The organism is Nocardia macrotermitis (genome assembly GCF_009604405.1).
In the GTDB taxonomy this organism is placed as follows: domain Bacteria; phylum Actinomycetota; class Actinomycetes; order Mycobacteriales; family Mycobacteriaceae; genus Nocardia; species Nocardia macrotermitis.
In genome coordinates, this window is the sequence record NZ_WEGK01000029.1 from 21,752 (window position 1) to 48,210 (window position 26,459).

Sequence of the window (26,459 nt, forward strand, 5' to 3'; positions counted from 1 at the left end):
ATCTCGGCGGCTGGGTGTTCGGATGGATCAGGTAGTCGGAGGAAGGTCGCCCGGGTGCGTCGCATGACGGACAGCCCGCGCGGCGAGGAAATCGTCCACGACGCGAGCGCAATCGGCGCGCGTGGTGCGACCCAGACTGGCCAGCCGCAGGAAGATCGCGGGCCCGATCAATTGCGCGACCGCCTGGTCGACCTCGCAGTCGCCGAGTATCGCGCGCGCCTCGGCCCCGGCGAACAACTCGTCGAACGGCCGCCGATAGTGCTCGACCAACCGCCGCCGCAACGCCGTCGCCTCCGTACCGCCCTCGGGCGCAGCGGGATTGGCGGTCGCCATCCAGGTCAGCGTCGCGATGTGCAGCGGGGCGTCATCGATGAGCGTGGCCTGTCGGCTCACCAGTTCCACGAGCCGATCCCGCAGTGTGCCAACGGATTCGGGAATCTCCGCCTGCGGCACCAGGAATCGTTCCAGGGTCGCGGCGCGCAACTGCATGAGCCCGCCGAACTGGCGGTACAGGGTCGTGCGCGCGACCTTGGATGCGCGCGTCACCGCCTCGATCGTCACCGCGTCGATACCGCCCGAGGTGAGCAGCGCGGCGGCGGCGTCGAGCAGCCTGCCGCGCGACCGCAGGACCCGGGGATCCGGCTCGACGGGGGTGTCGGGAGTGGTCGTCACAGGGGCGTCATATCACCGATGAGCCAGTGGCCGTCGTGTTTTTCGGCGGTTACGCTCACCCGGCTCGAACTGGTCGTCGGCGCGGGCACGGCGGTGCTGACCGTCACCTGGTCGATGTACATCAGCAGGGTCACCCGGTCGGGCGCGGCGGTGAGTACGCCGGTGGACACCACGCGCGCCCGCGTGCTGACGCCCTTGTCCTTCGCCACCGGGATGATCGTGCGGGTCACCAGGTCGTGGTAGGCGCTCTGGAACGAGCCGGTGAGGCCGGGGACGTTCGCGAGATCCTTGTCGGCGGAGGTGGCGGTGTAGCTGAGCATCCGGGACACGGTGTCGCGGGCGGCGGCCGGGGCGTCGCGGCGCGCGGCGTCGGTGGCGGCCTCGCGCTGATTGGCGCGCACGAGCAGTACGGCGGTCACCGCCAGTGCCACGATCAGCGCGGAGATCAGGGGAATGAGGCGCAGGCGCAATACTTTTCGCGTCACGGTACGAACTCCACATCGGAAACCTTCAGGACGCCGCCGACCTGCTTGACGGTCACGGTGAACCGGTACGAGCGGCGTTCCTGCTGATGGGTCTGGGTATTGGTGACCTGCGCGTCGGCGGCGACGATGACCGTGTCGGGGCCGTCGGCGGGAACGTCGGCGTCCGGTGCGGCCGGACCCGCCGCGATGACCTGTCCGGTGGATTGCACCGCGGCGTCGCGGACGGCCTGCACGTAATTTGTTGACTGGCTGTGCAACTCGTTGGCGAAGGGGGCGGTGGTCAGGTCGCTCAGTCTGGCGAAATCGGCGTCGGCTCGGTTGCCGCTGATATTGATCAGTGCGGTGATGCCGCGTCGGGCGGTGTCCACGACCGCGGCGCGGTGGGCGTCGGCGGCGCGGGCACGCTGGTGATCACGCAATGCCAGTCCGGCGACGACGGCCGCGGCGGCCAACGCGAGAACGGCCAGGACTGCGATGGCGGCACGAAAAGCCCTGCGCCGCAATCCTTCCCGGCGAGAGAACCGGCGTGGCCGCGCGGTAGCGAGGTCCTCGGAATCCGTTGTGCCGGAATCCCCTTCGGCATCGGGTGGATCCTCGGCGTCCGGCGGATCGGCCGCGCGGCTCGGCGGTCCGGTCGGCCGGGTCGCCTTGCGGCGGCGCGGTGGGGTCGCCAGGGCCGTGGTCGATGCCGCGGCGCGGGTCAGGGAATCGGGGCTGTCAACAGCTGTGTCCATGCCGGGTCCTGGTGGGCTGGTTGCGAATTCGGGGTTATCTCGATGTGCCGGTAGGCGGTGCCGTCCGGAGTGAGGTACATGGGTGTGCCGGGCAGCAAGCGGGCCGCGGCCGGTGCGGCGTTCGTGGACGGCGGATTCGGCGGTGCGGCAGCGGGTGTCGGTCCGGTTTCGTAGGGCCCGTTGTCGCCGCTGGGCGGCCGCGCGCCGTGCAGGCACTCCTGGGGACTGGCCGCGCGCGCCCCGGGATTGTTCAGGCACGGCAGGTTACGCATACCGCGCACCGCGAACGGCGAGTTCTGCGGCACATTGCAGTACAGATTGCTGGGTGTGACGGGCGAGCTGTCATCGGTGGGCAGCCGCCACTGACTCGCGGGCAGGTAGCCGGTGGTGCACGCCGCCGGGTCCTGAACCTCCACCGAGAAGATGACATTCACACCACCGTCGGGAACTCCGCGTTTACCGGCGGTGTTCTCCGCGGCGATCAACGGCGGCAACAGCACCAGGACCTGCTCGATCGCCGGGTTGTAGGTCAGCGCGACCTGTCCGGCCATGGTCAGATTGGTCAGCAGCAGCGGCAGCGTGGGGGACAGCTGCTCGAACAGCTGGTCGGCCTGATCGGCGACCGCCGGACTCTGCTGGAGGATATCGCGCACGGCCGGATCGGCGGTCCGGAGTTGTTCGGTGATATTCGCTAGATCCATTGTCCAGGAACGAATTTCGGCACTGCTCACCAGCTGGGTATTCAGCAGCGGGGTGAGCTGTCGCACCAGGGCGATCAGGGCGTCGCCGTTCGCGGCGAGGGCGTTCACGAAATTCGTGGTGGAGTCCAGCATGTTCGCCAGATCCGTTCCCTCCCCACCCATTCCGCGCGCGGCCTCGTCCAGGACCGAATGCAGGGTGTCCGGCGGGAGACTGGTCAGAATGGTGCGGGTGCGGTCCAGAATCGGCCCGATCTCGTCCGCGACCCGCACCCGATCGGCCCCGATGATCGATCCGTCGTGCAGATACGGGCCGTGATTCACCGCCGGTTGCAGATCGACGTACTGTTCACCGATCGCCGACATCGAGCGCACCCGGGCCACGAGATCGGTTGGCACTCTGGCGGAGTCGATGATCGACAACGTCGCGCTCACCCCGGACGGTCCCAGATCGACCGAGGCGACCCGGCCGATGGTGCGACCGTCGTAGGTGACATTGGCGTTGTGGTACAGCCCGCCCGCGCGCGGCAGATCGACGATCACCCGATACCGCCCGATGGACAGCGCCGCCGGAATCCGCAGGTAGTAGATGCCGGTGAAGGCCGTGGACACGACCGCGACGAGAGCGAAGATGATCAGTTGCGCGCGAACGGCTTTGGAGATCTTCATCGCTGTCCTCCCGGCGGCGGCGCGGGCGTGGGCGCGGCGTACGGCGTCCCGAACAGCAGCCCCTGCTGCAACCGCGGCAGCGTCAGATCCGCCTCGGCCCACAGGTTCATGTAGTCGCCGCGAATCCCGTTCCGAACGGCCACCGGCGGGAACGGGAAGGTGGCGAGCTGATGGACGTTGTCGACCAGATCGTCACCGGCCTCGGCGATCTTCTGTAGCAACGGCACCAGCCCGGCGAGGTTCTTGCTCAGGTCGCCCCGGGTCTGCTGGACCAGTGCGGTGCCGGCCGCGCCGAAGCGGGTCAGCGCGTCCAGGGCGGTGGTGAGGTTGCCGCGCTGCTGATTCAGCACGTCGACGGCGGGTGCGATGGCCGTGAGGGCCTTGCCTATCGTGTCGTTGTCCTTCGCCGCCGCGGTGGAGAAGCGGTCCAGGCCGTCCAGTGTGGAGGTGATGTCGTCGCGTTGCGAATTCAGCTCGCCCAGCAGCGAATTCATCTGGTCGATCACCTTGCCGATCGAATCCTGATGTCCGGCAAGGGCTTTGTTCGCCTCGGACACGATGGTCTGTAGGTTGCCCAGGCCGCCGTCGTTGAGCACCAGGGACAGGGCCGCGAGGGTCTGCTCGGTGGTCGGGTAGTCGCCCGCGCGTCGCAGGGGGATCACGCTGCCTTCGGTCAGTCTGCCCTGCGGGTCGGGCGGTGCGGTGAGTTCGATGTGGGTCGCGCCGAGCAGGCTGGTCTGGCCGATCTTCGCGGTCGCGTTGGCCGGTAGCGCGGTGCCGGGGTCCAGGGTGACGGTCACTTTGGCGTGCCAGTCCTGTGTGGTGATCGCCGTGATCGAGCCGACCTCCACATCGCGCACCATGACCGGCGAGTTCGGGGTGATGGTGGTGACGTCGGGCATCTCGATGGTGACGTGAAAGCTGCCGGGTCCGTGGCCCTTGGCGCCGGGCAGCGGCAGTGAGTTCAAGCCGGTCCACTGACATCCGGAAAGCATGGCGCACAACGTGATTCCACACGCCAACGCGAGCGGCCGGCGATACCGCAGCAGCAGGTTCAGCCCGGTTGTCCCGGCAGCAGCAGGTGTTTCAGCGACGGCGGGCTGTACACGAGCTGACCGGGTCCCGCGCCGGTGCCGATGGTCGGATTGATCGAGACCTGAGGGTAATTCATCCGCAGCGTGTTCAGCAGCGGCCCGAGATACTGCGCGCACAGTTTGGCTCCTTCCGCGGAGGTGGCGTTCGCGACCGCGGCGATCGAGCCGCAGAGGAAGTTGATCGGGTTGCCGAAGTTCGGGAAGCCGGGCACGCCGGTGATCGCGCCCTGCCCCGGGTTGTAGGTGTTGTAGTAGTTGGACAGTGCGGTGGGTGCGCGATGCAGTACGGTTTCGAGTGCATCACGTTGGGAGACAAGGACTCCCGTCGCATCGGAGAGCTGCTTCAGCTGGGTGGTGATGCCGTCGCGGTGCGTGGTCACGAACGACTGGATATCGCCGATCGCCGCGTCCAGGCTGGTCAGCGCGGTCGAGAGTTCGTCGTGGTTGCCCGCGAGCACCTGGGCGACCGTGGCCAATCGTCCCTGGAACACCACGATCTGCTGATCGCTGGCCGCCAGCGCGGTGGTGAACGCCTGCAGGTTACGGATGGTGCCGAACAGGTCGGCGCTGCCCGCGGACAGGGTGTTCATCGTCGCGGAGAGCTGTTGCAGGCTGGCGCGCAACGTATCTCCGTTGCCGTGCAGTGCTGCGGCGGCGGATCCGAGCAGTCTGGCGCCGGGCCCGGTGGGGTCGGTCGAGGTGGGCGCGAGTGCGGTGGTGACCCGGTTCAACTGCTGTTCGACCTGATCCCATTCCACCGGGACCGCGGTGCGATCGGCCGGAATGTCGACCGCGTGCCCGGCGTCGGGACCACCGGTCCATGCCGGGGTCAGCTGGACGAAACGCGCCGCGACCAGGCTCTGAGCCATGATCACGGCCTGCACGCCGGTGGGTAGTTTCAGCGACTTCGGCACCCGCATCCGCACGGTCAGGCCGGTGCCGTCGGTCTCGATACTGCGCACGGTGCCGACCTTCACCCCGACCACCCGCACCTCGTCACCGGGATACAGGCCGTTGGTCGCGGGGAAATGCGCTGTGACGGTGTAGAACCGGGAGTCCTGCGCGAAGTGGTATCCGGTCGCGAGCAGCGCGATCGCCACCACTGCCGCGCCGATGCGAATAGTCCAGCGCCGGAATGGCTTCGAGGAATTCGAGTGCCGACCGAGCGCGGCCCCGATGCGGGTGATCATTTGACCTGCGGAATGGGCAGGGGTGCGGGCGGCAGGCCGAACACCGTATTGAGCAGGGGCTGAGTGTAATCCGCGGGCACCAGGTTCTGGATGTACGCGTAGAAGTACGGGCCGCTGGCCACCGCGTCGCCGAGGGTGCCGATGTAGGTGGACAGGCCCTGGATCGATTGGGATATGTTGTCGCGGTTCTTGTTCAGCAAGGTCAGCACCTGTCCGAGTTTGGTGAGCGCCGGGGTCAGCGCGGCGTTGTCCTCGTGCACCATCCCTGAGAGTTGTTGGGACAGTTGGGTTATCCCGGTGATCAGGCCGCCGAGCGCCTGGCTGCGGACCTGGAGTTCGCCGAGCAGCGAATTGCCGTCCAGCAGCAGCTTGTTCACCTGTGGCGCGCGACCGGCAAGCACCGAGGTCACCTGCTGTGCCCCGGCCAGCAGCGTGCGCAGCGCGGCATCGCGCTGGTTGACGGTCTCGGCCAGACGTTTCATTCCGTCCAGCGCGGGCCCTACCTGCGGCGCGGCGGCGGTGAGCACGTCCGAGGCGCTGTCCAGCGCCCGGGTCAGTTGTCCCAGATCGATGTCGCGCAGCGAGCTGGTGGCCTGGTTGAGAATATTCGGCAGCGTGTATCCGGATCGGGTGCGCTCCAACGGAATCACGCTGTGCGGGCGCAGCCTTCCGTTCCCCGACGGCGTGAGTTCGATCGCCCGCTTGCCCAGCAGCGAGGTGGTCTTGATCGCCGCGCCGGTCGAATCACCCAGGGCCACAGCGGGATCGGCGCTGAAGGTGATCCGGGCGTGGCCGCGGTCCACGGCGATGGCGGTCACCGAGCCGATCTTCACCCCGGCCGCCGCGACGTCGTCGCCCACGAGCAGCCCGCTGGCGTCGTCGAAGATCGCGGCATAACGCAGAGTGGGCGGGTTCAGCAGCGGTATGCGGTCGAATTGCAGGGATACCAGGCAGATCGCGACCGTGATCACGATGCCGACGAGCCCGACGCGGCCGGCGAGATGTGCGGAGAGTCGCTTCATGATCGGGGTGCGCACCTTCCGGTCTTCTGGTCGGTCATCTGCACGACCGTCGGTTTGCCGTCCGGGCCGGTGAGTTTGAACGACAGGCCGCACATGTAGAAGTTGAAGAACGAGCCGTAGGCGCCGGTGCGGGTCAGCTTGCGGTAGTCGTCGGGCAGCTGGTTCAGCACGCCGTCCAGGTCGTTGATGTGATTCACGCTGGGAGTCAGCGCCGTGTCCATCCCGTTGATGGTCGCCGCCAGGTCCGGGCGGACGTCGGTGAGCAGTCCGGCGAAGGTCTCGGTGGCCCGATCGAGGGTGCCGACCGCGCGCCCGATGAGTGCGCGATCGCTCGCCAGGCCCGACACCAGCTGTTGCAGATGGTCCAGCGTGCTGCCGAATTGATCACCGCGCGAGGAGATTTCACCCAGCACGGTGTTCAGGTTGGTGATCACCCGCCCGATCACCTGATCCCGGTCGGCCAGCGTGGTACTCACCGCGCCGACGCGCTCGAGCACCTCGGTGATGGTCCCCGCGCGGCCCTGGAAGATCTGGAGCAGGGCCATGGACAACTCGTTGACCTGCCGGGGATCCAGTGCCTGGAGCAGCGGGTGGAATCCGCCCAGCAGCGCGTCCAGATCCAGGGCGGGCGCGGTGTTCGGTGGCGCGATGGTCGCGCCCGGGGGCAGCGGTGTGGCGCTGGTTCCGCGTTGCAGTTCGAGATAGCGGTTCCCGACCAGGTCCTCGTAGCGGATCGCCGCCCGGGTGGTCGTGGTCGGCCGGTCGCCGCTATCGATCGTGAAATCGACGTGGGCGCGGTGATCCGCGCCGTAGCGGACCGCCCGGACCGAGCCGACCGGTACGCCCGCGATGCGCACCTTCGCACCCGGATGCATGCCGGACGCGTCGGCGAACACCGCGTGATAGGTGCGCGCGTTCCCGGAATCGACCTGGGTGAACACCAGCACCATGGCGCCGTTCACCGCCAGCATCACCAGCACGAAGATGCCGAGTTTCACTGCGAGAGAGGGGTTCTTCATCGTTTGCCGCCCAGGCCGAACAGGTAGGAGAGCGGATCGGTGACGCGCAGCCCGACCCCCTGCCGGGACGGATCGAACGGATTCACCCCGGTGTCGGTGACCACGTACGGGACGTTGACCACCGGATCGGTGTAGGGCAGACCGAGGCAGTGCGGTCCGCCGGTCGCGTTCACCTTGGGCAGATCCTTCGGGTACTGATACGGACTCACTCCCGGCACGAGCCCGGCGAACATCTTGATGCCCGGCTGTCCGGTGTAGGCGGCCGGATTGGTCTTGTTCTCGGCGGTGATGCCCTGGAACAGGCAGGGGATCTCGGGTGCGTAGAGGCCGAGCAGCGCGCTCGTCGGGGCGGTCAGGCGCAGGACGTTCGCCAGCGCGGAGCCGTTGTGCTGCAACAGATTCGATCCGGAGTTCGCCAGCGTCGTCGCGCTCGACAGGGTCTGGGTCAGTTGACGTTGTTGCTCGACGACGGAGTAGCTCGTGGTGGTCAGCGCGGTCAGGGTGCGCATGAGATCCGGTGTCACATCGCCGTACAGCCGGCTCGTCGGCGCGGCCGCGCGCAGCAACTCGCCGATGCCCGGATTCGCCGCGTTCAGTTCCGCCAGCACGCCCGACGCGCGATCCAGCGCGGTGCCGAGCCGGTCGCCGCGATCACGCAGCGCGGTGGACAGGGCGCCGAGGGTGGCGTCGAGTTGGGCGGGGTCCACCGCGCGCAGCAGCGTGGTCAGTTCTTCGAAGACCGTGTTCAATTCGACTGTGACACGGGTGATGTCGATGGTCGCGCCCGCGGTGAGCCGGGCCGGCGCGGGGTCGGCGGGGGCGGTGAGGCTGACGAATTTCGCGCCGAAGACGGTGTTGGAGGTGATGGCCGCGGTGACGTCGGCCGGGATCGAGTTCAGCGCCGCGCGGTGCAGCCGCAAGGTCAGCCGGGCGCGATCGGCGTGATAGTCGATCGCGGTCACCTCGCCGACCTCGACGCCGGTCATGGTGACGCGTGCGCCGCGATCCATGACCAGACCGGCGCGATCGGCGATCAGCGTCACCGTCGCCCAGTCCTGGAAACGCTGCTGATAACTGCCCAGCACGAACCACACGATCGCGATCGCCGCCAGAATCAACGCCAGCACAGCGGATTTCGGCTTCGCCCACCGCAGCATACGCATCGGGTCCCCCTAACCGGACAGGTGGAAATTGCCGTTGCCGCCGTACAGCGCCAGCGAAACCAGCAGGACGACCAGGACGACCATGATCAGCGACATCCGCACCGCGCGCCCGACCGCCGCGCCGACCCCGGCCGGGCCGCCCGACGCGGTGAATCCGTAATGCGTGTGGATCAGCATGACCAGCATCGCGATCAGCACGGCCTGCATGAATGACCACGCCACGTCGACGGGATTGAGGAAGGTCGAGAAGTAGTGGTCGTAGAGCCCGGACGATTGGCCGAAAAGCACTACGGTGGTGAACTTTCCGGCCAGGAACGAAGCCGCCAGCGCCAGCGAGTACAGCGGGATGATGGTGACCATTCCCGCCGCGACCCGGGTGCTCACCACATACGGAATCGGCCGGATGGCCATGGATTCCAGCGCGTCGATCTCCTCGGCGATCCGCATGGCTCCGATCTGCGCGGTCGCGCCGCCGCCGAGCGTGGCGGACAGGCCGATTCCGGCGATCACCGGGGCGGCGATGCGGACGTTGATGAAGGCGGACAGGAATCCCGACAGCGCCTCGATGCCGATACTGCCCAGCGAGCTGAAACCCTGGATGGCGATGGTGCTGCCGGTGGCCAGCGTCATGAATCCCACGATCGCGGCGGTGCCGCCGATCATCGCCAAAGCGCCACTGCCCATGCTGATTTCGGCGACCAGGCGCAGAGTTTCGGCCGGATGTCTGATGACCGCGCCGGGAATGTGGGCAATGGTCTTGCCGTAGAACAGGATTCGCAGGCCGACCGAATCGACGGCGTCGTTCCAGCGCTGTAGCCGCCGCCGGGTGGCGGTGAACTTTCCGGTCTCGGCGATATGCATCGGCGCTCACTTCCCCGAGATCCGGATGCCGACCGCGGTGACCACGGTATTGACCACGAACAACGCGATGAACGCGTAGACCACGGTCTCGTTCACCGCCTGGCCGACGCTCTTCGGGCCGCCGGTGACCGACAGGCCGCGATAGCACGCGACGAGCCCTGCGATCATGCCGAACAACAGTGCCTTGACCGCGGAGATGCCCAGTTCGGTCGCGCCGGTCAGCAGGGTGATGCCCGAGGCGAACGCGCCCGGGTTCACGCCCTGCAACTGCACGGAGAACGCGAAACCGCCCGCGATGCCGATCGCGCAGACCAGGCCGTTGAGTAGCACCGCGACCATGGTCGAGGCGACGACGCGCGGAATCACCAGGCGCACAATGGGATCGATACCCAGCACGCGCATGGCGTCGATCTCCTCGCGGATCACCCGCGAACCCAGATCCGCGCACATGGCCGTCGCGCCCGCGCCCGCGACGATCAGCACCGTGACCATCGGGCCGACCTGGGTGACCGCGCCGAATGCCGCGCCCGCGCCGCTCATGGTGGCCGCGCCGATCTCGCGCAGCAGGATATTGAGCGTGAAGCTGACCAGGACGGTGAACGGGACCGCGACCAGGACCGTCGGCAGCAGTGATACCCGCGCCAGCAGCCAGCCCTGTTCGACGAATTCGCTGAATCGGAACCGGGTGGTCACCAGGCCACGGCCGACATCGGCGACCATGGCGAAGAACTGGCCTACTTCTCGAACGGGAGCATTCAGTCGTTCCAGTGTCATCGAACCTCCAGCGGACTGCTCGGATGCTGCGTGCGACGCCGGTGCCGAGTTGACCGAATGGGTAACTATTGCAGTTACAGTGTGACCAACTATACATTTGATCGGGTCATCGGGAACCGGTTTCCAGAAGATTGCGGAGGCCGTGGATATCGACCTTGCCGGTGGTGCCGCGCGGGATGGCGTCATCGGTGTCGAGCAGTCGCCAGACCGTCGGTATCTTGAACGAGCTGAGGATCTCACGGGCGGCCGTGCGGAGTGCGTCGGCTGTCGTGCCGGTGTCGCACACCACGGCCGCGGCGACCCGATCACCTTGTGCGCCCGGGATATTGGTGACGAACGCGGCGGCGACGCCGGGCAGGGTGCGCAGGGCGCGTTCGACCTCGGTGGGGTAGACCGTTGCGCCGCTGACCTTGAACATGTCGTCGGATCTGCCGTGGTGGTGCAGGAATCCGCAGTCGTCGAGATGGCCCAGATCGCCGGTGGGGTAGAAGCCGTCGACGGTGAACAGGTCGGTGCGGCGGCGTCTGCACATGCCGCGCAACGTATTCGGGCCGCGCAACTGGATCATGCCCACCGAACCCGGCGGGACGGGGTGGCCGTCGACGGGGTCGGCGATGCGGACTTCCGTACCGTCGAAGGGGCGGCCGCAGCTGCCCCAGGCGGTGCGGGGCATATCGGTGTCGGCGCGGAAACCGCTGTACGGGCCGAAGGATTCGGTCATGCCGAAGAGGTTCGCGCGGGCTCCGGGGTGGGCGCGCAGGTGCTCGGGTAGGAGGGCCTCCAGGCTGCCCGGGCGTAGGGTCGGGACGCTGATGCCGAGTTCATTCGCCTGTCGGGCAAGGGATTCCGCTTGATCCGGCCAACCGCGGAACAGGGTGACCTTTTCGTCTCGCAGCAGTTTCAGGGTGGTTTTCGGATCGGGGATGGCCTCGGTGACGAGGGTGGCTCCGGCCAGCAGCGCGGACAGGATGCCGCCGCCGAAGCCGCCTACCCAGAAGAACGGCATCGGGAGGTACAGGCGTGTGGTGTGGTCGATGCAGCGGCTCTCGAGGCCCGAGCGGACTGCGCCGAAAGCGTTTCCGTGTGAATGGATTACGGCTTTGGGGAGGCCGCGGCTGCCGGAGGTGAACATGATGGCCAAGGGGTCTGCGGCGGTCACGGTTTCGGTGAGGGCGTCGACGGTGGCTGCGGCGTGCGGCGTCGGGGGTGTGGTTGTCAGGTGTCCGACGGTGTGTACGCGACGTAGGGCGGGGAGGTTCGGATCTGCTTGCTGGGCAGGGGTGTTCGCTGTCAGGCCGAGATCGGCCAGGTAGTGGCGGCCTCGGAACTCCTCGACGGTGATGAGGTGTTGTACCGAGGCGACACGGAGTTGGGTGCGCAGTTCCGGTAGGCGCAGCAGGGTGCTCAGGGGGACGAGGACCGCGCCGATTCTGGTGAGTGCCAGTGCGATTCGGACCCAGTCGGTGCTGTTCGGGGCCAGCAGGCCGACTCGGATGCCTTTGCCGATACCGACGTCTAGCAGGAGGGCGGCCAAGTCTCTTGTGGTGGTGTGTAATTCGCGATAGGTGAGCCGGGAGAGTGGGTCTATCACCATCGGTGTCTCGGGCCGTTCTGCTGCCTGCGCGCGGATGAGTTGATCCATGGTGGACGGTGCCCGCTCGGCGGTCTGTTCAGTCATCGAACACCTTACGTAATTGCCGCAGATCCACTTTGCCGCTGGACAGCAAGGGAATTTCCGCCGCGCGCACTGCGGCGAACCGGGTCGGGATCTTGTAGGCCGAGAGTTCCGCGCGGAGCTTTTCGCGCAGGGCCGACCCGTCGAATGTCGTCGGATCATCGAGTACGAGGACCGCGGCCACGGTCTGGCCGCGGGTGGGATGTGGCAGGCCGACGACATGTACTGCGGTGCCGGTGATTCCGTTGATCGCGCGTTCGACCTCGGCGGGGGCCACGTTCGCGCCCGCAGTTTTGATCATCGCGCCGCTGCGGCCCAGGAAGTAGACGAATCCGTCGGCGTCGACGCGGGCCAGATCGCCGGTGTGGAACCAGCCGTCGGGATCGAAGCACTCCTCGCGGGTGCGCTTGTAATAGCCCTCCATGAGGTAGGGGCCGCGTAGGCACAGTTCGCCGGTCTCGCCTGGGGGAAGGATTGTGCCGGTGTCTGTTTCGAGGATCATCGTCTCGAATCCGGGTGCGGGTCTGCCGTAGGAACCGCGTCGGTGCTCGGGTTGATCGGACTCGTCGCCGCTGAGAAGTACGACGCTTCCGGCCTCGGTCATGCCGAGCATGTTGTGGCGTAGTTCGGGATCGCCCGGGCGTAGTTCGGCGGGCATGATCGGGTAGAGATTGCCGCGTCGCATGCTGGACAGGTCGCGGTCCGCGAAGCTTGGGTGTTGGGCCAGGTGGGCGATGCCTGCGGCGAAACCATTGGTGACAGTGGGCTTTTCGGATTCGAGGAGATCGAGGGTTTTGCCCGGGTCGGTGGCGTTGGAGCAGACCAGGGTTGCGCCTGCGACGAGTGTCGCGAGGAGGCCGTAGGCGAAGCCGCCTATCCAGAAGAAGGGGGAGTTGCAGAACAGGACGTCGTCGGGGGTCAGGGCGCGGATCTCGTTGAGGTTGCGTTGGTGTTCGAGCAGGGCCGTGTGCGTGTGTACGACACCCTTTGGCGCGCTGGTGGATCCGGAGGTGTAGACGATGGTCAGGGGGTCGGAGCCGTCTACGTCGTCCTGGGTGGCGGCCAGTAGTTCTTCGGATACGTTGTGTGGTGCATCCTCGGCGGTCGTGCGGCCGTCGAGGATGATGTGCCGCAACTGTGGTACGGCCGGACAGAACAGGCGTCCGGAATCATCCAGTGTCGCAGCGGAAATGATTTCGCGGAGACGTTGCGCGTAGTCGTGCGAACGATAGGAGGATGTGCCCAGGAGTACTTCGATATCGCTGTGTATCAGCTGTTCTCGCATCTCACGGGTGGTCGAGAAGGTCGAGAACGGGACCACCACCGCGCCTATTCGGGCGGCGGCCAGCGCTGCTATCACGAATTCGACGCCATTCGGATACAGCAGCCCTACGTGTGTGCCCTTGCCGACGTCCAATGTGATCAGCGCGCGAGCCAGATGCGCCGAATATTGCTCTGCCTCAACGTAACTCAGACGTTCGGCATCGCAGACCAGCAAAGTCTTATCAGGCTGCCGTCGCGCCTGCTCGCTCACAACGGTGCCGAGCGTGAGGGGATTCGCCGCGGTGCTCGAATCGCTCGGAGTGAATTCCGGGATCTGTGCTGACATGTCGGTCTCCTCGGCGTGCCTACTCATCAGCGGATCCAGGGATCAGGGTGAGAGGGGCCACCGTCGGCGGCCAATTGTGCTGTGCCCAGGGGATTTCCGAGGCGGGTGTAGATCAGACCTTGGTCGAGGGCGGCACGATAGGGCTTGTCCAGGGATTCCCAGATCGCCTTGACGGTGCCCTGGGTGGCGGCGGGTGGTTTGGCCGCGATGGTGGCGGCGATCTGGTGGGCGCGGGTCCACAGTCGGTCGGGGGAGACGATCTCGGAGACCAGGCCGATGCGCAGGGCGGTGTCCGCGCTGACGCGTTCATCGTTGCCCAGCAACGCTATTCGCAGCGTCTCGCCGAGCCCGATGCGGCGACGCAGGCCGATCGGCTCGAGGGCCGAGACCAGGCCGACGGAGACGTGCGAGTCGAAGAAGGTGGCGTCCGAGGAGCAGATCACCACATCGGCCTCGTTGAGGAAGTAGAACCCGCCCGCGGTGCACATGCCCTGCACCGCGCACACCACCGGTTTCCACATCTTCTGCCATTTGGGGCTCAGCGCTTCGCCCGGATCCTCGTGGTGCCAGACGCTTTCGGGCTGTCCGTAGGGCTTGCTGACGTCCAGTCCGGCGCTGAAGGCGCGAGTGCCCGCCGCGCGCAACACCACCGCGTTGATCGAATCCGCTGCCTTCACGGTGTGCCAGGCGCGGACCATTTCCTCGCACATGGTTCGGTCGAAGGCGTTGAGGCGTTCGGCGCGGTTCAGGGTGATGGTCGCGACCCGGTCGGTGTGGTCCAGGTCGAGCCGGATCGTCCGGAACGTGCGGTCCGAAGTGGTGTGATGCGTTGTGTCGCTCGGTATTTCGGTGCTCATGGGCGATACCTGATCTCGGGTGGAGCGTATTCGCTAACGGCCGTGGAACTCCGGTGCGCGGCGTTCCCGGAACGCTCGCATACCCTCTTTGAAATCACTTGTGCGGCAGGACAGTTCGAGGTCGTACAGTTCCTGGTTGAGGGATTGGCCGAGGGTGGCGTGCTGGCCGAAGGCGATCGCCTGCTTGGCCAGGCCGATGGCCACGGTGGGGCCGGTGGCGAGTCGGTGCGCCAGGTCGTCGACGGTCTCCTCCAGCGCGTCGGCGGGAACGCAGCAGTCGATGAGCCCCCAGTCGGCGGCCTCGGTGGCGGTGACCCGTTCGCCGAGCAGCAGCATGCGTTTGGCGCGGGTGATGCCGATGAGCCTGGGTAGCAGCCAGGTCGAGCCGGAGTCGGGGCTGAAACCGCGGGCCACGAACGGTTCCCAGAACACCGCGTCGTCGGCGGCGACGGTGAAATCCGCGGCCAGGGCCAGATTGCAGCCCATCCCGGCCGCCCAGCCCCGCACGCCGCACACTACGGGCAGCTGGATGGTGTGCAGTAGCTCGATCACGCGATGCGCGGTGTGCGGGATGCGCCGCACCAGATCGCCGGTGCGCGGGCGCGGTGCGTCGGGATCGTTGCTCGCCATCCAGTCCACGCCCGAGCAGAAGTCGGCGCCCGCGCCGCGCAGCACGATCGCGCGCAGCGAGGAGTCCGACGCGGCGGTCGTCAGCGTATCGACGAGAGTGTCGATCATGTTGCTGCTCACGGAATTTCGCTGTTCCGGCCGATCGATCACCAGATGCAGGACGTCATCCTCGCGATCGACGGACACTGCCCCGGAACGGGTGGATTCACGATCATCGCGCACGGCGCCACCTGAGTCTCGGAGGGCTTACTATCAAACATACGGTATGTGCTACCGTTGTACCTCACACAATGTAGCAAGCAACCGTCGTGGACGAAAGAGGGGCCATGTCCGACGATTCCGCGACCCCGCCCGCGCGATTCGGTGCCGCACCGCTGGAAGAGACCAGGCAAGCGGCCGCGGCCCTGCGTCGTCTCACGGGATTACTGCTGTCCCAGGAACATTCGCATCCAGTGGTGCAGGAGATGCTTGCCCGGCTCCCGGAATGGGAGCGCGCGCTGACTGCCGCCGGCCCGCCGGACCCGACCCCGCGCATCGGCACGAACGCCACTCCCGACCAGCGGATCTACCTGGATCACGCCTTCGATGTCGGCGACTACAATCCGTGCTTCCCCGAATACCGCTTCGAACACATCGACCCGCACCATGCCTACGGTCGCGTGCACTTCCCCCTCGCCTATGAGGGCCCGCCCGGCCTGGTTCACGGCGGATTCCTCGCCCTGTTCTTCGATTGCGTTGTCCAACAACAGAACTGCGCCACCGACCGAGCCGGAAAGACCAGGACCTTGACCCTCACCTACCGCCGCCCCACACCCCTGCTCACCGATCTGCGCTTCGACGTGAAACGCACAGTGGGTCAGCGAGATATCGAGTCCACGGCCCGCCTGCTACTCGATGACGTAGTGCACTGCTCGGCTACGGTCAGCGCGGTGGCCGCTACCCCGACCGCTCTACCGGGGGCGCAGCATGCCGCGCGGAACGGCAACGCAACCTGATCGGCCGAAGCATTGCGCGCCGTCGTTGTGCACTCCTGGCGACGAACCATGTTGGAGCCGCCACAGGTTTTGACTCGGGCAGATGGCAGCCGCGGCTACTCGGCTGCCGCTGTCCGGGAAGTGCGTTGTGCAGCTGGTGAATTCGCCGAGTCGATCAGCCGGTCCGCGTGTTCGAGGATGCGGTCGAGGCCGTATTCGAAGTTGTGGTCGTCGGGAGCGCCGTTGTGGCGGCCCTCGGCGCTGGCGGCGGCGAGCAGGGGGGTGGTGTCGGGGGAGATGGTGAGGTGCTCGTAGTAGGCGCTGGCCTCGGCGTCGGATTCCTTGTTCTTGTCGTAGAGGCGTTGCAGCACAACGGTTCCCCGGACGTGCAGTTGGATCGCGGAGTAGGTGTCGACCGCGTCCTCGAGGGTCAGCCCGGCGGTCATCAGATTGGCGATGACCTGTTCGGTCTCCTGCGCGCCCAGCTGTGCGGCGGCGGGGCTGAGCGCGGATCGGATGAGGATCAGATCGCACAGGATCGGATTGCGCAGGAAGGTCTTTCGCATCGTGCGGGCGTGGCGACGCAGCGATGCACGCCAGTCCCCGGCCTCCACGAACGGGCTCGCGAATCTCGAATAGTGGTGCAGCGCACGATCGGTCATGGCATTGAGCAGGTCGTCCTTCTTGCGGAAGTACCAGTAGATGCTGGTCACTCCGACGTCGAGGTGCTTACCCAGCATCGGCATGCTCAGGTTGTCGAGCGAAACCTGTTCGGCCAGTTCGAAAGCGCCGTCGATGATGTCCTCGGGATTGAGCGACCCGCGCTCGCGTCGCGGCCGTTTCGGTGCGGCTGCCCGCTTCGCCATGGTCGCGACCACCTCCGTGAATCGATTGACGCCGTGTCGGCAAGTTCCGCCACGGGACGCGGCGGAACGTTCATAGTACACCTAACCGTAAATCATACAGCTGGCCATCCCGTCGGTGCGTCGCAGAAGCATCGCCGCTGGTTGAACCCCGATCCTCACAGTCGGTAATCGCGCAGCACCCCGTTGCCGATGATGCGTTTCTGGATCTCGCTGGTGCCCTCGCCGATCAGCATGAACGGCGCCTCGCGCATGAGCCGCTCGATCTCGTACTCGGTGGAATAACCGTAACCGCCGTGAATGCGGAAGCTGGCCTGGGTGACCTCGTTGCAGAACTCGCTGGCCAGGTATTTCGCCATCCCGGCCGCGACGTCGTTGCGTTCACCGGAATCCTTGAGCCGCGCGGCATTGACCATCATCAGATGTGCCGCTTCGACTTTCGTGGCCATCTCGGCGAGTGAGAAGCCGATGGCCTGGTGATCGACGATGGGTTTGCCGAAGGCCGAACGCTGTTGGGCGTAGCGCGCGCCGAGTTCGAAGGCGCGCAACGCGATTCCGCAGGCGCGGGCGGCCACGTTCACCCGGCCGACCTCGATGCCGTCCATCATCTGCTTGAACCCGCGACCGGACTGCCCGCCGAGAACCGAATCCGCCGGTGCGGCATAGTCGTCCAGCAGCAGCTCGGTGGTGTCGATGCCCTTGTACCCCATCTTGTGGATGCGGCCGGGGATGGTCAGGCCGGGAGCGATCTCGCCGAGGCCGGTGGGTTTCTCGATCAGGAACGCGGTGAGATTGTCGTGCGGACGTTCGCGACCCTCGTCCGTGCGGACCAGCACGGCAACGAGATTCGCGGTCGAACCGTTGGTCAGCCACATCTTGCGCCCGGTGATACGGTAGTCGCCCGCGGAGTCCCGCACCGCGCGCGTGCGGATGGCCGCCACATCCGAGCCGAGTTCGGGTTCGGACATCGAGAACGCGCCGCGTACCTCACCGGTTGCCATGCGCGGCAGGAACTTCCGCTTCTGCTCTGCGGTGCCGTGCTGATTGAGCAGGTAGGCGACGATGAAGTGGGTGTTGATAACCCCGGACACGCTCATCCACCCGCGCGCGAGCTCCTCCACGCACAGCGCGTAGGTGAGCAGCGATTCGCCGATGCCGCCGTACTCCTGCGGTATCGTCAGGCCGAACAACCCCATCTCCGCCATCTGATCCACGATGGCCTGCGGGTAGGTGTCGTTGCGTTCGAGTTCCGGCGCGGCCGGGATGATCTGCTTCTCGACGAAATCGTGGACGGCGGCGAGGATTTCGGTCTGCGTCTCGGTAAGTCCGTGCGTGCGGGCGAGTTTCATGGATATCCGTTCGGTGTTGTGGGTGGCGGCTCAGGCGACGCGTTCGAAGATCGCCGCGAGCCCCTGCCCGCCGCCGATGCACATGGTCTCGAGGCCGTATCGGACGTCGCGCCGGTGCATTTCGCGGGCGAGGGTGGCCAGCATCCGCACGCCGGTCGCGCCGACGGGATGGCCCAGCGAGATGCCCGAGCCGTGCACGTTGACGCGTTCGATATCGTCCTCGCCGAACTTCCATTCCCGCAGCACCGCGAGTGCCTGGGCGGCGAATGCCTCGTTCAGCTCGATCAGCCCCATGTCACTCAGAGTGAGATCTGCTGTGCGCAAAGCCTTCTCGGTTGCGGGCACCGGGCCGATACCCATCACATCGGGCCGTACACCCGCCACCGCCCACGACTTCAACGTGACCAGTGGTGTGAGGCCCAGACGTTCGGCAGTCTCCCGCGTGGTCACCAGACACATTGCGGCAGCGTCGTTCTGGCCGCTGGAGTTGCCCGCCGTCACAGTCGATTCCGGATCTATTTGCGCGCGAACGGGTTTCAGCGCGGCGAGCGTCTCGAGCGTGGTGTCCGCCCGGGGATGCTCATCGGTGTCGACCACGACGGGCGTCCCGCGCCGGACGGGCACCTCGGTCGGGATGATCTGCTCGGCGCTGGCCCCCGAACGCGCGGCCTCGACCGCGCGCCGATGCGAGCGCAGCGCGAGCAGATCCTGTTCCTCCCTGGGGATTTCGTAGGCGCGCCGCAGATTCTCGGCGGTCTCCAACATCCCGCCGGGCACCGGATGATGCCGTCCGCCCGCGGTTTCGCGGCCGCGCGCCAGTCCGTCGAACATCCGGATGCCGTCGCGCCCCGCGCCCCAGCGCATATCGGGGGAGTAGAACACGGCATTGCTCATGCTCTCCACCCCACCGGCCACGACGACCTCGCAGGCGCCGCTGGCGACCTGTAGTGCGGCCTGGATGACCGCTTGCAGGCCGGAGCCGCACCGCCTGTCGATCTGCATCCCGCCGACCGTGATCGGCAGTCCGGAGTTCAGCGCGACCACCCGGCCGATGGCAGGCGCCTCGCTGGTGGGATAGCAGTGACCGAGCACCACGTCATCGATCAGATCCGGATCGATGCCGGTGCGCTCGAGCAGCCCGCGCAGGGCGGTGACGCCGAGGTCGACCGCGCTGAGTGTGCGGAATACCCCGCCGTACCGTCCGACGGGTGTGCGGACCGGTTCGCAGATCACTGCTTCACGCATGGAATTATCTCCTGGACAAGGGAATTCGACTTCAGATCAGTACTGGGTGGACCCGAGATCGACCGCGACCTGTGCCGCGGTGACGAAGCGCGCGTCGTCGCTCACCAACCAGGCCACCGTCGCGGCGATATCCTCCGGATCGGCGATGCCCTCGGGTAGGAACGGCGAATTCATCTGCGCCAGTTGCGGTTGCGTCGCGAAGACGCGACCCAGCGCGTTGACCATGTCGCCGGTGCCCATGGGTGTGTTGACCGCCCCGGGATGCACGCTGTTGACGCGGATGGAGTGCTTGCCGAATTCGGCGGCCAACCCACGGGCCATGCCGACCAGCGCGTGCTTGCTGGCCGTGTAGTGAACCATGAAGGGCTGCAACTTGATTCCGGCCGCCGAGCTGATCAGCACGATGGATCCGCCGCGGCCGCCGTCGATGATCTGCTGCGCGCCCGCGAGCACGGTGTTCCACGTCCCGGTGACATTGATGTCCATCACGTCGCGGAAGGACTCCGGGGTGATCTCGTCCCACGTCTCGGGGACGCAGATGCCGGCATTGGCGACAATGGCGTCGAGCCTGCCGAAGGTCTCCACGCCCTCCTGCACCGCCTTGCGCAGGCCGTCCAGATCACGGGTGTCGACCTGCGCGGTGACGACGCGGCGGCCGGTCTGCTCGACCAGACGGGCGGTTTCGGCCAGATCGTCCGGCGTCGCGGAGTCGTACGGCACCGCCGGGGGCAGCGGACCGGCCAGGTCGACCGCGATGATGTCGGCGCCCTCGCTCGCCAGCCGCACCGCGTGCGCGCGTCCCTGTCCGCGCGCGGCTCCGGTGATGAAGGCAACCCTGTCGTTCAATCGGCCGGTCACATGTCCTCCTGCTGTTCTCTGGTCGCGACCTGGATCGGGACCCGTTTTGGCTCGGGCCGGAGCGCGCCGCCCACGTAATTGCGGATCGGAACGGTCCGGACCGGAATGCGGACGGTTTACAGCGTATGCGCGACGGTATTTGTTCGGTAGGGCGTCGACGGTCCACGGATTCGAGCGGATCTCCCCGCGGGACGGTCGTGTTCGATGTTACAGTTTGTCTTACTGGAAGATCCACTGTCAGGCTTCGCCGTCCGTGTCGCTCGCCGGACGAAGACCAGTGAGGAGTGCGCGGATGTCGCGGATCATCGGTTTCGTGGAGGTAGGCCCGATGGCGTCGCGCGGGGAGGCGCGACAGGTATGAACGGCGACACTCTCATGGCGAACCATGTTGCGGCGCAAGAAGTTCTGGAGCTGCAACGCGCGGAGTTCCTGCGGGACGGCCCACCCTCGGCGGCGGTGCGGCGGCATCGGATCGATCGGCTGCTGGCCATGGTCCTGGACAATCTCGACGACTATGTCGACGCGCTGGCAACGGATTTCGGCACGCGATCGCGCACCGGCATCCTGTTCGCCGAGATCATGGGCATGCTCACGACCATCGAGCACACCCGTTCGCACGTCGAGCGGTGGATGCGGCCGCGCAACCCGAAGCCGAGCGCGCGGCTGTACGGCATCCGGGCACAGGTGCGGCCGACGCCGCTGGGCGTGGTCGGGATCATCGGGCCGTGGAATTTTCCGTTGCAACTGGTGATCGTGCCCGCTGCCGCGGCCTTCGCGGCGGGTAACCGGGTGATGCTCAAGATGTCCGAGATCACCTCGCGCACAGCGGAACTCACGCGGTCGCTGGCTCCCTCCTACTTCTCACAGGGCGAGTTGGCGGTGATCACCGGCGGCCCGGATGTCGCGGCCGAATTCGCCGCACTGCCCTTCGATCACCTGTTCTTCACCGGATCGACCCGGGTGGGGCGGTTGGTGCAGCGCGCGGCGGCGGCGAATCTCGTTCCGGTGACATTGGAACTCGGCGGGAAGAACCCCGTCGTGGTGGCTCCGGATGCCGATATCGAGGTGGCGGCGGCGCGAATTGCGCGGGCGCGCATGGTCAATGGTGGGCAGGTATGTGTGAGCCCGGACTGTGTGTACGTGCCCGAAGACCGGATCGATGCGTTCGCCGACGCTGTGCGGGCTGCCTTCGGTGCGCTGTTTCCGGCGGTGGTCGGTTCGGAGGATTACACCGCGTGTGTGGATCGGGCCAACTACGAGCGAGTGGTCGGGCTGATCGAGGATGCGCGGGCGCGGGGTGCGCGAGTCGAGCAGGTCGTGCCGCCCGGTGAGATATTGCCGGATCCGTTGTCGCGCAAGGTTGCTCCGACCATCGTTCGTGATGTCACCGATGAGATGCCGATCGCGGTGGAGGAGATCTTCGGGCCGGTGCTGGTGCTGCGCCCGTATGCGCGCGTCGATGACGTCGTGAGCCGATTGCATGCCGTGCCGACGCCGTTGGTCGCCTACTGGTACGGGCCCGATGGGCGCGAGTTCCGGTCGTTCACGCGACGTGTCCGCAGTGGTGGTGTGTCACGAAACGACTTCGCGCTGAACATGTTTCCCGAGGACGCGCCCTTCGGCGGGGTGGGGAGCAGTGGTATGGGTGCCTACCGGGGTAAGGCCGGGTTCGACACCTTCACGCATTACCGGACGGTGGTCGGGACCGATCTGCCGTTCGTGGTCACCGCGCTGGCCGCGCCGCCGTTCGGGCGGCCGGTGCGCACGGTGGTCGATCTGGCCCTGCGCGTCGCGCGGGGGCGGACCCGGCGGCGTCTGGCCACGGCCCGTCGTCGGGAACGCAGTGTGCACTAGCGGTCCCGCGTCCGCTCGCGGTAGCCGATCGAAGGAGGCATCTTGTCCGGCTCCGATATCGAATCAACCACGCCGACAAGGCAACTCACCCTGGTCGCGGCCGCCGACGCCGCCGCGGCGACGCTCCCGGACCGGAAACTCGTGGTGCAGGGCGAGCGTCGCTTCTCCTACGCGCAGATCGCCGAGCGTTCGCGGCGGCTCGCGACGTATCTGCGCGGTCGCGGATTGGGTTGTCACACAGAGCGATCCGATCTCGCCGGTCACGAGGTCGGACAGGATCTGCTCGGTATCTACGCATACAACGGCAACGAGTTCGTCGAAGGGTTGATCGGCTCGTTCCGGGCGCGGGTGGCGCCGTTCAACGTGAACTATCGCTACGTCGAGAACGAATTGCACTATCTGCTCACCGATTCCGGCGCGACGGCCCTGATCTATCACGCGGCCTTCGCGCCCCGGCTCGCCGAAGTGCTCCCGGATCTGCCGCGACTGCGGGTGCTCATTCAGATCGCCGATCACTCCGGGCACGAATTGCTCGACGGTGCAGTCGATTACGAGACGATCATCGCCGAGACCCCGCCCGATCCACTGCTGCCCGACCCCTCACCCGACGACCTCTACGTGCTCTACACCGGCGGCACCACCGGAATGCCCAAGGGTGTGCTGTGGCGACAGCACGACATCTTCATGGCGGCCTGTGGCGGCCGGGACAACAACACCGGCTCGGTGGTGCAGTCGCCCGCCGAGGTCGCCGAGCGCGCCGCCGCGAATCCCGGTGCGACACTGATGATTCTGCCGCCGCTGATCCACGGCGCGGCGCAGTGGGCGGTGTTCACCGCGATGACCACCGGGCAGACCATCGTATTCGCGTCGATCACCGATCACATCGACGCCCGGGAGGTCGTGCGGACCATCGAACGCGAGCGGGTGTCGGTGGTGATCGTTGTCGGCGACGCGGTGGCGCGACCGCTGCTCACGGCCATCGAATCCGGTGCGGCCGACGTATCCTGCCTGGTCGCGCTGGCCAACGGCGGCGCGGTGCTGAGCCCCGCGCTCAAACAGCGCTGGATCGACGCCGTCCCCGGACTGGTCGTCTTCGACGCGGTCGGCGCCTCGGAAACCGGAGCCCAGATGCATCACGTCTCCGCGGCCGGATTCGTCTCCACCGGAACCTTCGCCGCCGGAGTCGACACCTGCGTCGTAGCAGCGGATTTCACCACCGTCCTGCCTCCGGGCCACACCGGCATCGGCTGGCTCGCCCAACGCCGCTTCACCCCCCTCGGCTACAAGGACGACCCCGCCAAAACCGCCACCACCTTCCCGATCATCGACGGCAAACGCTATGTCCTGCCGGGAGATCGAGCCCGCCACCTCCCCGACGGCACCATCGAGCTGCTCGGCCGCGACGCCGTCACGGTCAACTCCGGCGGCGAGAAGATCTTCGTGGAGGAAGTGGAAGTTGCCCTGTCCTCCCACCCCTCGGTCGCCGACGTCGTCGTGGTCGGGCGCCCCAGCGAACGCTGGGGCCAAGAGGTGGTCGCCGTGGTCGCCCCCGCCGAAGGCGCCACACCCACCCCCGAAGACCTGATCGCCCATGCCGCGAAATCCATTGCCAGATACAAACTCCCGAAACAATTCCGCTTCCGCCCCGAAATCACCCGCAGCCCAGCTGGAAAAGCGGACTACCGCTGGGCCCGCGAGCAGGCCCTCGCCGCGGAGTGACCGCACACCACACTTCGATCGAGGTCGTATCGCCAGGCCCGCACTGCAACCCGATCGGGCCGCTCCGCACGGTGATCATCGGCGATGCAGTTCGAGAAGGGGACGGCGTACCGGATAAAGGTCGGGAACGAGGTCCGTCAACATCGTGCCGAGCTCGCCGCGGCCGCGCTCGAGGACCGGCATCACCGACTGGGGCGATGTCGTCGGCGGGTAAGGGGTGTCGGCCAGGAGGTCGTCGACCGTGAACGGCGCGTCGATCCAGCGGATCAGATCACGCAGGTGTGAAGCGTTTTTGCGGCCCTGCTCGCTCATATCGGTGAGATCGATCGAGGAGAGGGTGTGCGCGTAGCCGGAGTCATCGTAACCGCCGAGTGCGGCATGCAGCCCGGAACGCCGGACCAGACACGGGAAGCAGATGCCGCAGTTGAAATAGGTGCGACCGCTGTCCCAGCGCGCCGTGGTCGGCCGACCACAGCTCACGGTTTGCAGCAATGTCTCGGGAGCGAGTCCCGAGTCGAGCGCGCACCGACAGACTTCGCCCTTGGTGGCCGACAGCAGTGGATTGCGCACCCTGACGGAACCGCCCACGTCGGCGATCAGGCGATTGACGGTGCCGATGATCCATGGGTGCACCGAGCGAGTGGAGCAGGCCGCGCGTCGACCGGGTGTCAGTGGTGGGTTGATGGCGAGTTGTCCGTTCTCCGGTACCACGACGTCGGACACATTTTCCCGGGCGGCGGTGCGGATCGCGGCGGCGATGTAGGTGAGGCTGCGAGAACGGTTGGTGGAGTCCAGGTTTCCGGTCGGCAGCAGTCGCGTCGGGGCCAGAACCATGCGCTCGCGCAGCGAGCGCTGCCTCGGCACGAGATGCGTGAGGCTCGTGAAAATGCTCTGCTGAGGTTTCTTGACCGTGGTATCGAAGGCCACGAACCGAATTCGCTCGGAGTCGCCCAGCCGCGCGGCACGGTATGCGGCGTATGCCGTCGAATCCAGTCCGCCGGAGAACAATACGACAGATGTCGGCGGGTGATCGACGAGGTTGGGAGTGATGGAAATCGAGGTGATTCCCCCGTGGATGAGGATCTCCCACCGATCTCCGGTCAACAGTTCCAGCAGGCTCTCGAGGCGGTCGGACTGCGCTTTCCAACGACAGGGCTCGTACACCTGGACCGACAGCCGGATTGTTCTGGTCCAGTTGTCGTCGGTCGAGTCCCGGGCCGATCGTCGATCGGCGAGGTATACCGCGCGGGCGATGCGCCAGAAATCCTGCGCCCAGATGTGCTCGTCGTCGACCCCGCTCTCGTCCGCCTGCCTTGTCGGATCATTCCGGAAATCCCTGTCCGACAGTCGAATCCAGCTGTCATCGGCATGGGGTGGGAACGCGGTGTTCATATCGGTGAAGTGATAACGGAACTCGCGCCGTGACATGGCATCCCCTTACGACTCGATCGGCAGGCCCAAAACCCTTCGCACGTTCTCCTCGAGCAGGTCGCGGCCCAGGTCGGCGAGTGAGATATCGTCCGAGTCGCCGCGCTCGGCGCATGGATCCAGGATGTGCTCGGTGACCCCGTCCGCGATCCACTCCGCGATCTTGCCGCCGGGATCGATGAGATACAGAAATGGCAGTGCGAGATTGAGTTTGGCCGCCGCGATTCCGGCGATGAACTCGGTGAGCATACTTTTCAGGAAGAGTTCGTAGATCGCGCAGAACAGGTCGTCGGGGAGAGGGACCTGCGCGCCGCGGTCGATCGCGGCGGCAACATTACTGTTCTGCAACAGCTTTCGGGCCGATCGGACGGCCGCTGCGCGTGCGACGGCATCCGCGGGTGCAGCGGCGACACCGACGACACGTTCGGTGAACACCTGGACGAACCGGGTACGGCGGTCGGCGTCGTCGGACGAGTCGGCGAGGAGATCCGTGCCCGTGGATATTTCCGTCAGCACGTCCAGCAGGTTGTTTCCGGTACGCACCATGGTCGGGATCAGATCGTAGGCGTCGGGATCGGCCTCGAGGAGATCGCGTAGTGCGGACAAGCATTGCAGAATCGCACGCCGCAGCCTGTCCTCGACGGCCGTCTCGGCCGCTGGAACCCGCACCGCAGGTTCGAAAGGCGCTGTCTCGCCACCTAATCCGGATGACAGCTTGCCCACCTTGCCGAAGGCGATATTGGGTCCGCGCCAGACACCGTTCTTCGGTCCCGGCCAGCGTGTCGAGGTCCCCACCGTGCCTCCCAATGCAGGATTTCGGCCCTGCCAGGTGCGGTCGGACCGAGCGACATCCCACTCGATGGTAGCGTGTCGGTGCTTCGGCCCGCATGTATTGGTCCGGAACTGAACGTTTGCGGGTGTGGGTCGTGTTCGTGTACGCCTGTCCGGTGGTCGATGATCTGAGGGTGGACATGCGCAGGCTCTCTCCCGGTCAGCAGGAAGCGTTGCGGATGCGTG

At 66.6% G+C, this 26,459-nt stretch carries 25 protein-coding genes; 4 read left to right on the plus strand and 21 right to left on the minus strand.

Features of this window, described 5'->3' with window-relative positions; all coding sequences use genetic code 11:
* Nucleotides 1-27: 27 nt before the first annotated feature.
* From NRB20_RS36235 to NRB20_RS36305, 15 genes are all read right to left on the minus strand, one after another.
* The gene (locus NRB20_RS36235; protein ID WP_319945855.1) at nucleotides 28-672 is read right to left on the minus strand and encodes a TetR/AcrR family transcriptional regulator; all 645 of its coding nucleotides are present in this window, start codon (nucleotides 670-672) and stop codon (nucleotides 28-30) included.
* Nucleotides 669-1,157, minus strand: coding sequence for a hypothetical protein (locus NRB20_RS36240; RefSeq protein WP_153415950.1), 489 nt, complete (start codon nucleotides 1,155-1,157; stop codon nucleotides 669-671). Before NRB20_RS36240 ends, NRB20_RS36235 begins: the two co-directional genes overlap by 4 nt.
* Entirely contained in the window at nucleotides 1,154-1,891 is a 738-nt protein-coding gene (locus tag NRB20_RS36245; protein ID WP_153415951.1) for a hypothetical protein, read from the minus strand. Before NRB20_RS36245 ends, NRB20_RS36240 begins: the two co-directional genes overlap by 4 nt.
* Entirely contained in the window at nucleotides 1,858-3,258 is a 1,401-nt protein-coding gene (locus NRB20_RS36250) for an MCE family protein (protein ID WP_153415952.1), read from the minus strand. Before NRB20_RS36250 ends, NRB20_RS36245 begins: the two co-directional genes overlap by 34 nt.
* Nucleotides 3,255-4,280, minus strand: coding sequence for an MCE family protein (locus NRB20_RS36255; RefSeq protein ID WP_227834214.1), 1,026 nt, complete (start codon nucleotides 4,278-4,280; stop codon nucleotides 3,255-3,257). The genes NRB20_RS36250 and NRB20_RS36255 overlap by 4 nt, the downstream gene beginning before the upstream one ends.
* A 32-nt stretch (nucleotides 4,281-4,312) precedes the next feature.
* Nucleotides 4,313-5,542 (minus strand): MCE family protein, encoded by a 1,230-nt coding sequence (locus tag NRB20_RS36260; RefSeq protein ID WP_153415954.1) that lies wholly within the window; start codon nucleotides 5,540-5,542, stop codon nucleotides 4,313-4,315.
* Nucleotides 5,539-6,564: an MCE family protein gene (locus NRB20_RS36265; RefSeq protein ID WP_153415955.1), complete on the minus strand. Its 1,026-nt coding sequence runs from the start codon at nucleotides 6,562-6,564 to the stop codon at nucleotides 5,539-5,541. The genes NRB20_RS36260 and NRB20_RS36265 overlap by 4 nt, the downstream gene beginning before the upstream one ends.
* Nucleotides 6,561-7,583, minus strand: a complete 1,023-nt coding sequence (locus NRB20_RS36270) for an MCE family protein (RefSeq protein ID WP_153415956.1) — start codon at nucleotides 7,581-7,583, stop codon at nucleotides 6,561-6,563. The genes NRB20_RS36265 and NRB20_RS36270 overlap by 4 nt, the downstream gene beginning before the upstream one ends.
* Nucleotides 7,580-8,746, minus strand: coding sequence for an MCE family protein (locus tag NRB20_RS36275; RefSeq protein ID WP_153415957.1), 1,167 nt, complete (start codon nucleotides 8,744-8,746; stop codon nucleotides 7,580-7,582). The genes NRB20_RS36270 and NRB20_RS36275 overlap by 4 nt, the downstream gene beginning before the upstream one ends.
* 9 nt (nucleotides 8,747-8,755) lie before the next feature.
* Nucleotides 8,756-9,607 carry an ABC transporter permease gene (locus NRB20_RS36280; protein WP_153415958.1) on the minus strand — a complete coding sequence of 284 codons (852 nt, stop codon included), beginning with the start codon at nucleotides 9,605-9,607 and terminating at the stop codon, nucleotides 8,756-8,758.
* A gap of 6 nt (nucleotides 9,608-9,613) precedes the next feature.
* On the minus strand, nucleotides 9,614-10,381 hold the full coding sequence (locus tag NRB20_RS36285) for an MlaE family ABC transporter permease (RefSeq protein ID WP_153415959.1): 768 nt from the start codon (nucleotides 10,379-10,381) through the stop codon (nucleotides 9,614-9,616).
* 106 nt (nucleotides 10,382-10,487) lie between these two features.
* Complete coding sequence (locus NRB20_RS36290) at nucleotides 10,488-12,059, minus strand: class I adenylate-forming enzyme family protein (RefSeq protein WP_153415960.1); 1,572 nt, start codon at nucleotides 12,057-12,059, stop codon at nucleotides 10,488-10,490.
* A complete protein-coding gene (locus NRB20_RS36295) occupies nucleotides 12,052-13,665 on the minus strand; it encodes a class I adenylate-forming enzyme family protein (RefSeq protein ID WP_153415961.1) in 1,614 nt (537 codons plus the stop codon). The genes NRB20_RS36290 and NRB20_RS36295 overlap by 8 nt, the downstream gene beginning before the upstream one ends.
* 26 nt (nucleotides 13,666-13,691) lie before the next feature.
* On the minus strand, nucleotides 13,692-14,522 hold the full coding sequence (locus NRB20_RS36300; protein WP_153415962.1) for an enoyl-CoA hydratase/isomerase family protein: 831 nt from the start codon (nucleotides 14,520-14,522) through the stop codon (nucleotides 13,692-13,694).
* 33 nt (nucleotides 14,523-14,555) lie between these two features.
* Nucleotides 14,556-15,374, minus strand: coding sequence for an enoyl-CoA hydratase/isomerase family protein (locus NRB20_RS36305; RefSeq protein WP_319945856.1), 819 nt, complete (start codon nucleotides 15,372-15,374; stop codon nucleotides 14,556-14,558).
* 104 nt (nucleotides 15,375-15,478) lie between these two features.
* On the opposite strand from NRB20_RS36305, the gene NRB20_RS36310 reads away from it, so the two are divergent.
* A complete protein-coding gene (locus NRB20_RS36310) occupies nucleotides 15,479-16,147 on the plus strand; it encodes a hotdog family protein (RefSeq protein WP_153415963.1) in 669 nt (222 codons plus the stop codon).
* Between the two features lie 95 nt (nucleotides 16,148-16,242).
* On the opposite strand, the gene NRB20_RS36315 is transcribed toward NRB20_RS36310, so the two are convergent.
* The 4 genes from NRB20_RS36315 to NRB20_RS36330 form a co-directional block, all read right to left on the minus strand.
* On the minus strand, nucleotides 16,243-16,992 hold the full coding sequence (locus NRB20_RS36315; RefSeq protein WP_153415964.1) for a TetR/AcrR family transcriptional regulator: 750 nt from the start codon (nucleotides 16,990-16,992) through the stop codon (nucleotides 16,243-16,245).
* A gap of 155 nt (nucleotides 16,993-17,147) precedes the next feature.
* Entirely contained in the window at nucleotides 17,148-18,338 is a 1,191-nt protein-coding gene (locus NRB20_RS36320) for an acyl-CoA dehydrogenase family protein (RefSeq protein ID WP_153415965.1), read from the minus strand.
* A 30-nt stretch (nucleotides 18,339-18,368) separates the two neighbouring features.
* Nucleotides 18,369-19,583 carry an acetyl-CoA C-acetyltransferase gene (locus tag NRB20_RS36325; protein WP_153415966.1) on the minus strand — a complete coding sequence of 405 codons (1,215 nt, stop codon included), beginning with the start codon at nucleotides 19,581-19,583 and terminating at the stop codon, nucleotides 18,369-18,371.
* Between the two features lie 36 nt (nucleotides 19,584-19,619).
* Entirely contained in the window at nucleotides 19,620-20,441 is an 822-nt protein-coding gene (locus NRB20_RS36330) for a mycofactocin-coupled SDR family oxidoreductase (RefSeq protein WP_319945857.1), read from the minus strand.
* Nucleotides 20,442-20,798: 357 nt separating this feature from the next.
* On the opposite strand from NRB20_RS36330, the gene NRB20_RS36335 reads away from it, so the two are divergent.
* On the plus strand, nucleotides 20,799-22,295 hold the full coding sequence (locus NRB20_RS36335) for an aldehyde dehydrogenase family protein (RefSeq protein ID WP_153415967.1): 1,497 nt from the start codon (nucleotides 20,799-20,801) through the stop codon (nucleotides 22,293-22,295).
* A gap of 42 nt (nucleotides 22,296-22,337) precedes the next feature.
* A complete protein-coding gene (locus NRB20_RS36340) occupies nucleotides 22,338-24,014 on the plus strand; it encodes an acyl-CoA synthetase (protein WP_227834215.1) in 1,677 nt (558 codons plus the stop codon).
* A 75-nt stretch (nucleotides 24,015-24,089) separates the two neighbouring features.
* On the opposite strand, the gene NRB20_RS36345 is transcribed toward NRB20_RS36340, so the two are convergent.
* A complete protein-coding gene (locus NRB20_RS36345; RefSeq protein WP_153415968.1) occupies nucleotides 24,090-24,941 on the minus strand; it encodes a hypothetical protein in 852 nt (283 codons plus the stop codon).
* A gap of 144 nt (nucleotides 24,942-25,085) precedes the next feature.
* Between NRB20_RS36345 and NRB20_RS36350 the strand changes: the two genes are divergently transcribed.
* Nucleotides 25,086-25,439: a hypothetical protein gene (locus tag NRB20_RS36350; RefSeq protein ID WP_153415969.1), complete on the plus strand. Its 354-nt coding sequence runs from the start codon at nucleotides 25,086-25,088 to the stop codon at nucleotides 25,437-25,439.
* Between the two features lie 12 nt (nucleotides 25,440-25,451).
* On the opposite strand, the gene NRB20_RS36355 is transcribed toward NRB20_RS36350, so the two are convergent.
* Nucleotides 25,452-26,237 (minus strand): hypothetical protein, encoded by a 786-nt coding sequence (locus NRB20_RS36355; protein WP_153415970.1) that lies wholly within the window; start codon nucleotides 26,235-26,237, stop codon nucleotides 25,452-25,454.
* Between the last annotated feature and the right edge of the window lie 222 nt (nucleotides 26,238-26,459).

What these genes read in the sequence shown, in the direction of transcription:
- NRB20_RS36285 (WP_153415959.1), bottom strand. Translation starts at nt 10,381, where the DNA reads ATGACACTGGAACGACTGAATGCTCCCGTTCGAGAAGTAGGCCAGTTC.
- NRB20_RS36290 (WP_153415960.1), bottom strand. Translation starts at nt 12,059, where the DNA reads ATGACTGAACAGACCGCCGAGCGGGCACCGTCCACCATGGATCAACTC.
- NRB20_RS36325 (WP_153415966.1), bottom strand. Translation starts at nt 19,583, where the DNA reads ATGCGTGAAGCAGTGATCTGCGAACCGGTCCGCACACCCGTCGGACGG.
- NRB20_RS36275 (WP_153415957.1), bottom strand. Translation starts at nt 8,746, where the DNA reads ATGCGTATGCTGCGGTGGGCGAAGCCGAAATCCGCTGTGCTGGCGTTG.
- NRB20_RS36250 (WP_153415952.1), bottom strand. Translation starts at nt 3,258, where the DNA reads ATGAAGATCTCCAAAGCCGTTCGCGCGCAACTGATCATCTTCGCTCTC.
- NRB20_RS36260 (WP_153415954.1), bottom strand. Translation starts at nt 5,542, where the DNA reads ATGATCACCCGCATCGGGGCCGCGCTCGGTCGGCACTCGAATTCCTCG.
- NRB20_RS36270 (WP_153415956.1), bottom strand. Translation starts at nt 7,583, where the DNA reads ATGAAGAACCCCTCTCTCGCAGTGAAACTCGGCATCTTCGTGCTGGTG.
- NRB20_RS36245 (WP_153415951.1), bottom strand. Translation starts at nt 1,891, where the DNA reads ATGGACACAGCTGTTGACAGCCCCGATTCCCTGACCCGCGCCGCGGCA.
- NRB20_RS36280 (WP_153415958.1), bottom strand. Translation starts at nt 9,607, where the DNA reads ATGCATATCGCCGAGACCGGAAAGTTCACCGCCACCCGGCGGCGGCTA.
- NRB20_RS36265 (WP_153415955.1), bottom strand. Translation starts at nt 6,564, where the DNA reads ATGAAGCGACTCTCCGCACATCTCGCCGGCCGCGTCGGGCTCGTCGGC.
- NRB20_RS36300 (WP_153415962.1), bottom strand. Translation starts at nt 14,522, where the DNA reads ATGAGCACCGAAATACCGAGCGACACAACGCATCACACCACTTCGGAC.
- NRB20_RS36315 (WP_153415964.1), bottom strand. Translation starts at nt 16,992, where the DNA reads ATGGCGAAGCGGGCAGCCGCACCGAAACGGCCGCGACGCGAGCGCGGG.
- NRB20_RS36335 (WP_153415967.1), top strand. Translation starts at nt 20,799, where the DNA reads ATGAACGGCGACACTCTCATGGCGAACCATGTTGCGGCGCAAGAAGTT.
- NRB20_RS36320 (WP_153415965.1), bottom strand. Translation starts at nt 18,338, where the DNA reads ATGAAACTCGCCCGCACGCACGGACTTACCGAGACGCAGACCGAAATC.
- NRB20_RS36295 (WP_153415961.1), bottom strand. Translation starts at nt 13,665, where the DNA reads ATGTCAGCACAGATCCCGGAATTCACTCCGAGCGATTCGAGCACCGCG.
- NRB20_RS36310 (WP_153415963.1), top strand. Translation starts at nt 15,479, where the DNA reads ATGTCCGACGATTCCGCGACCCCGCCCGCGCGATTCGGTGCCGCACCG.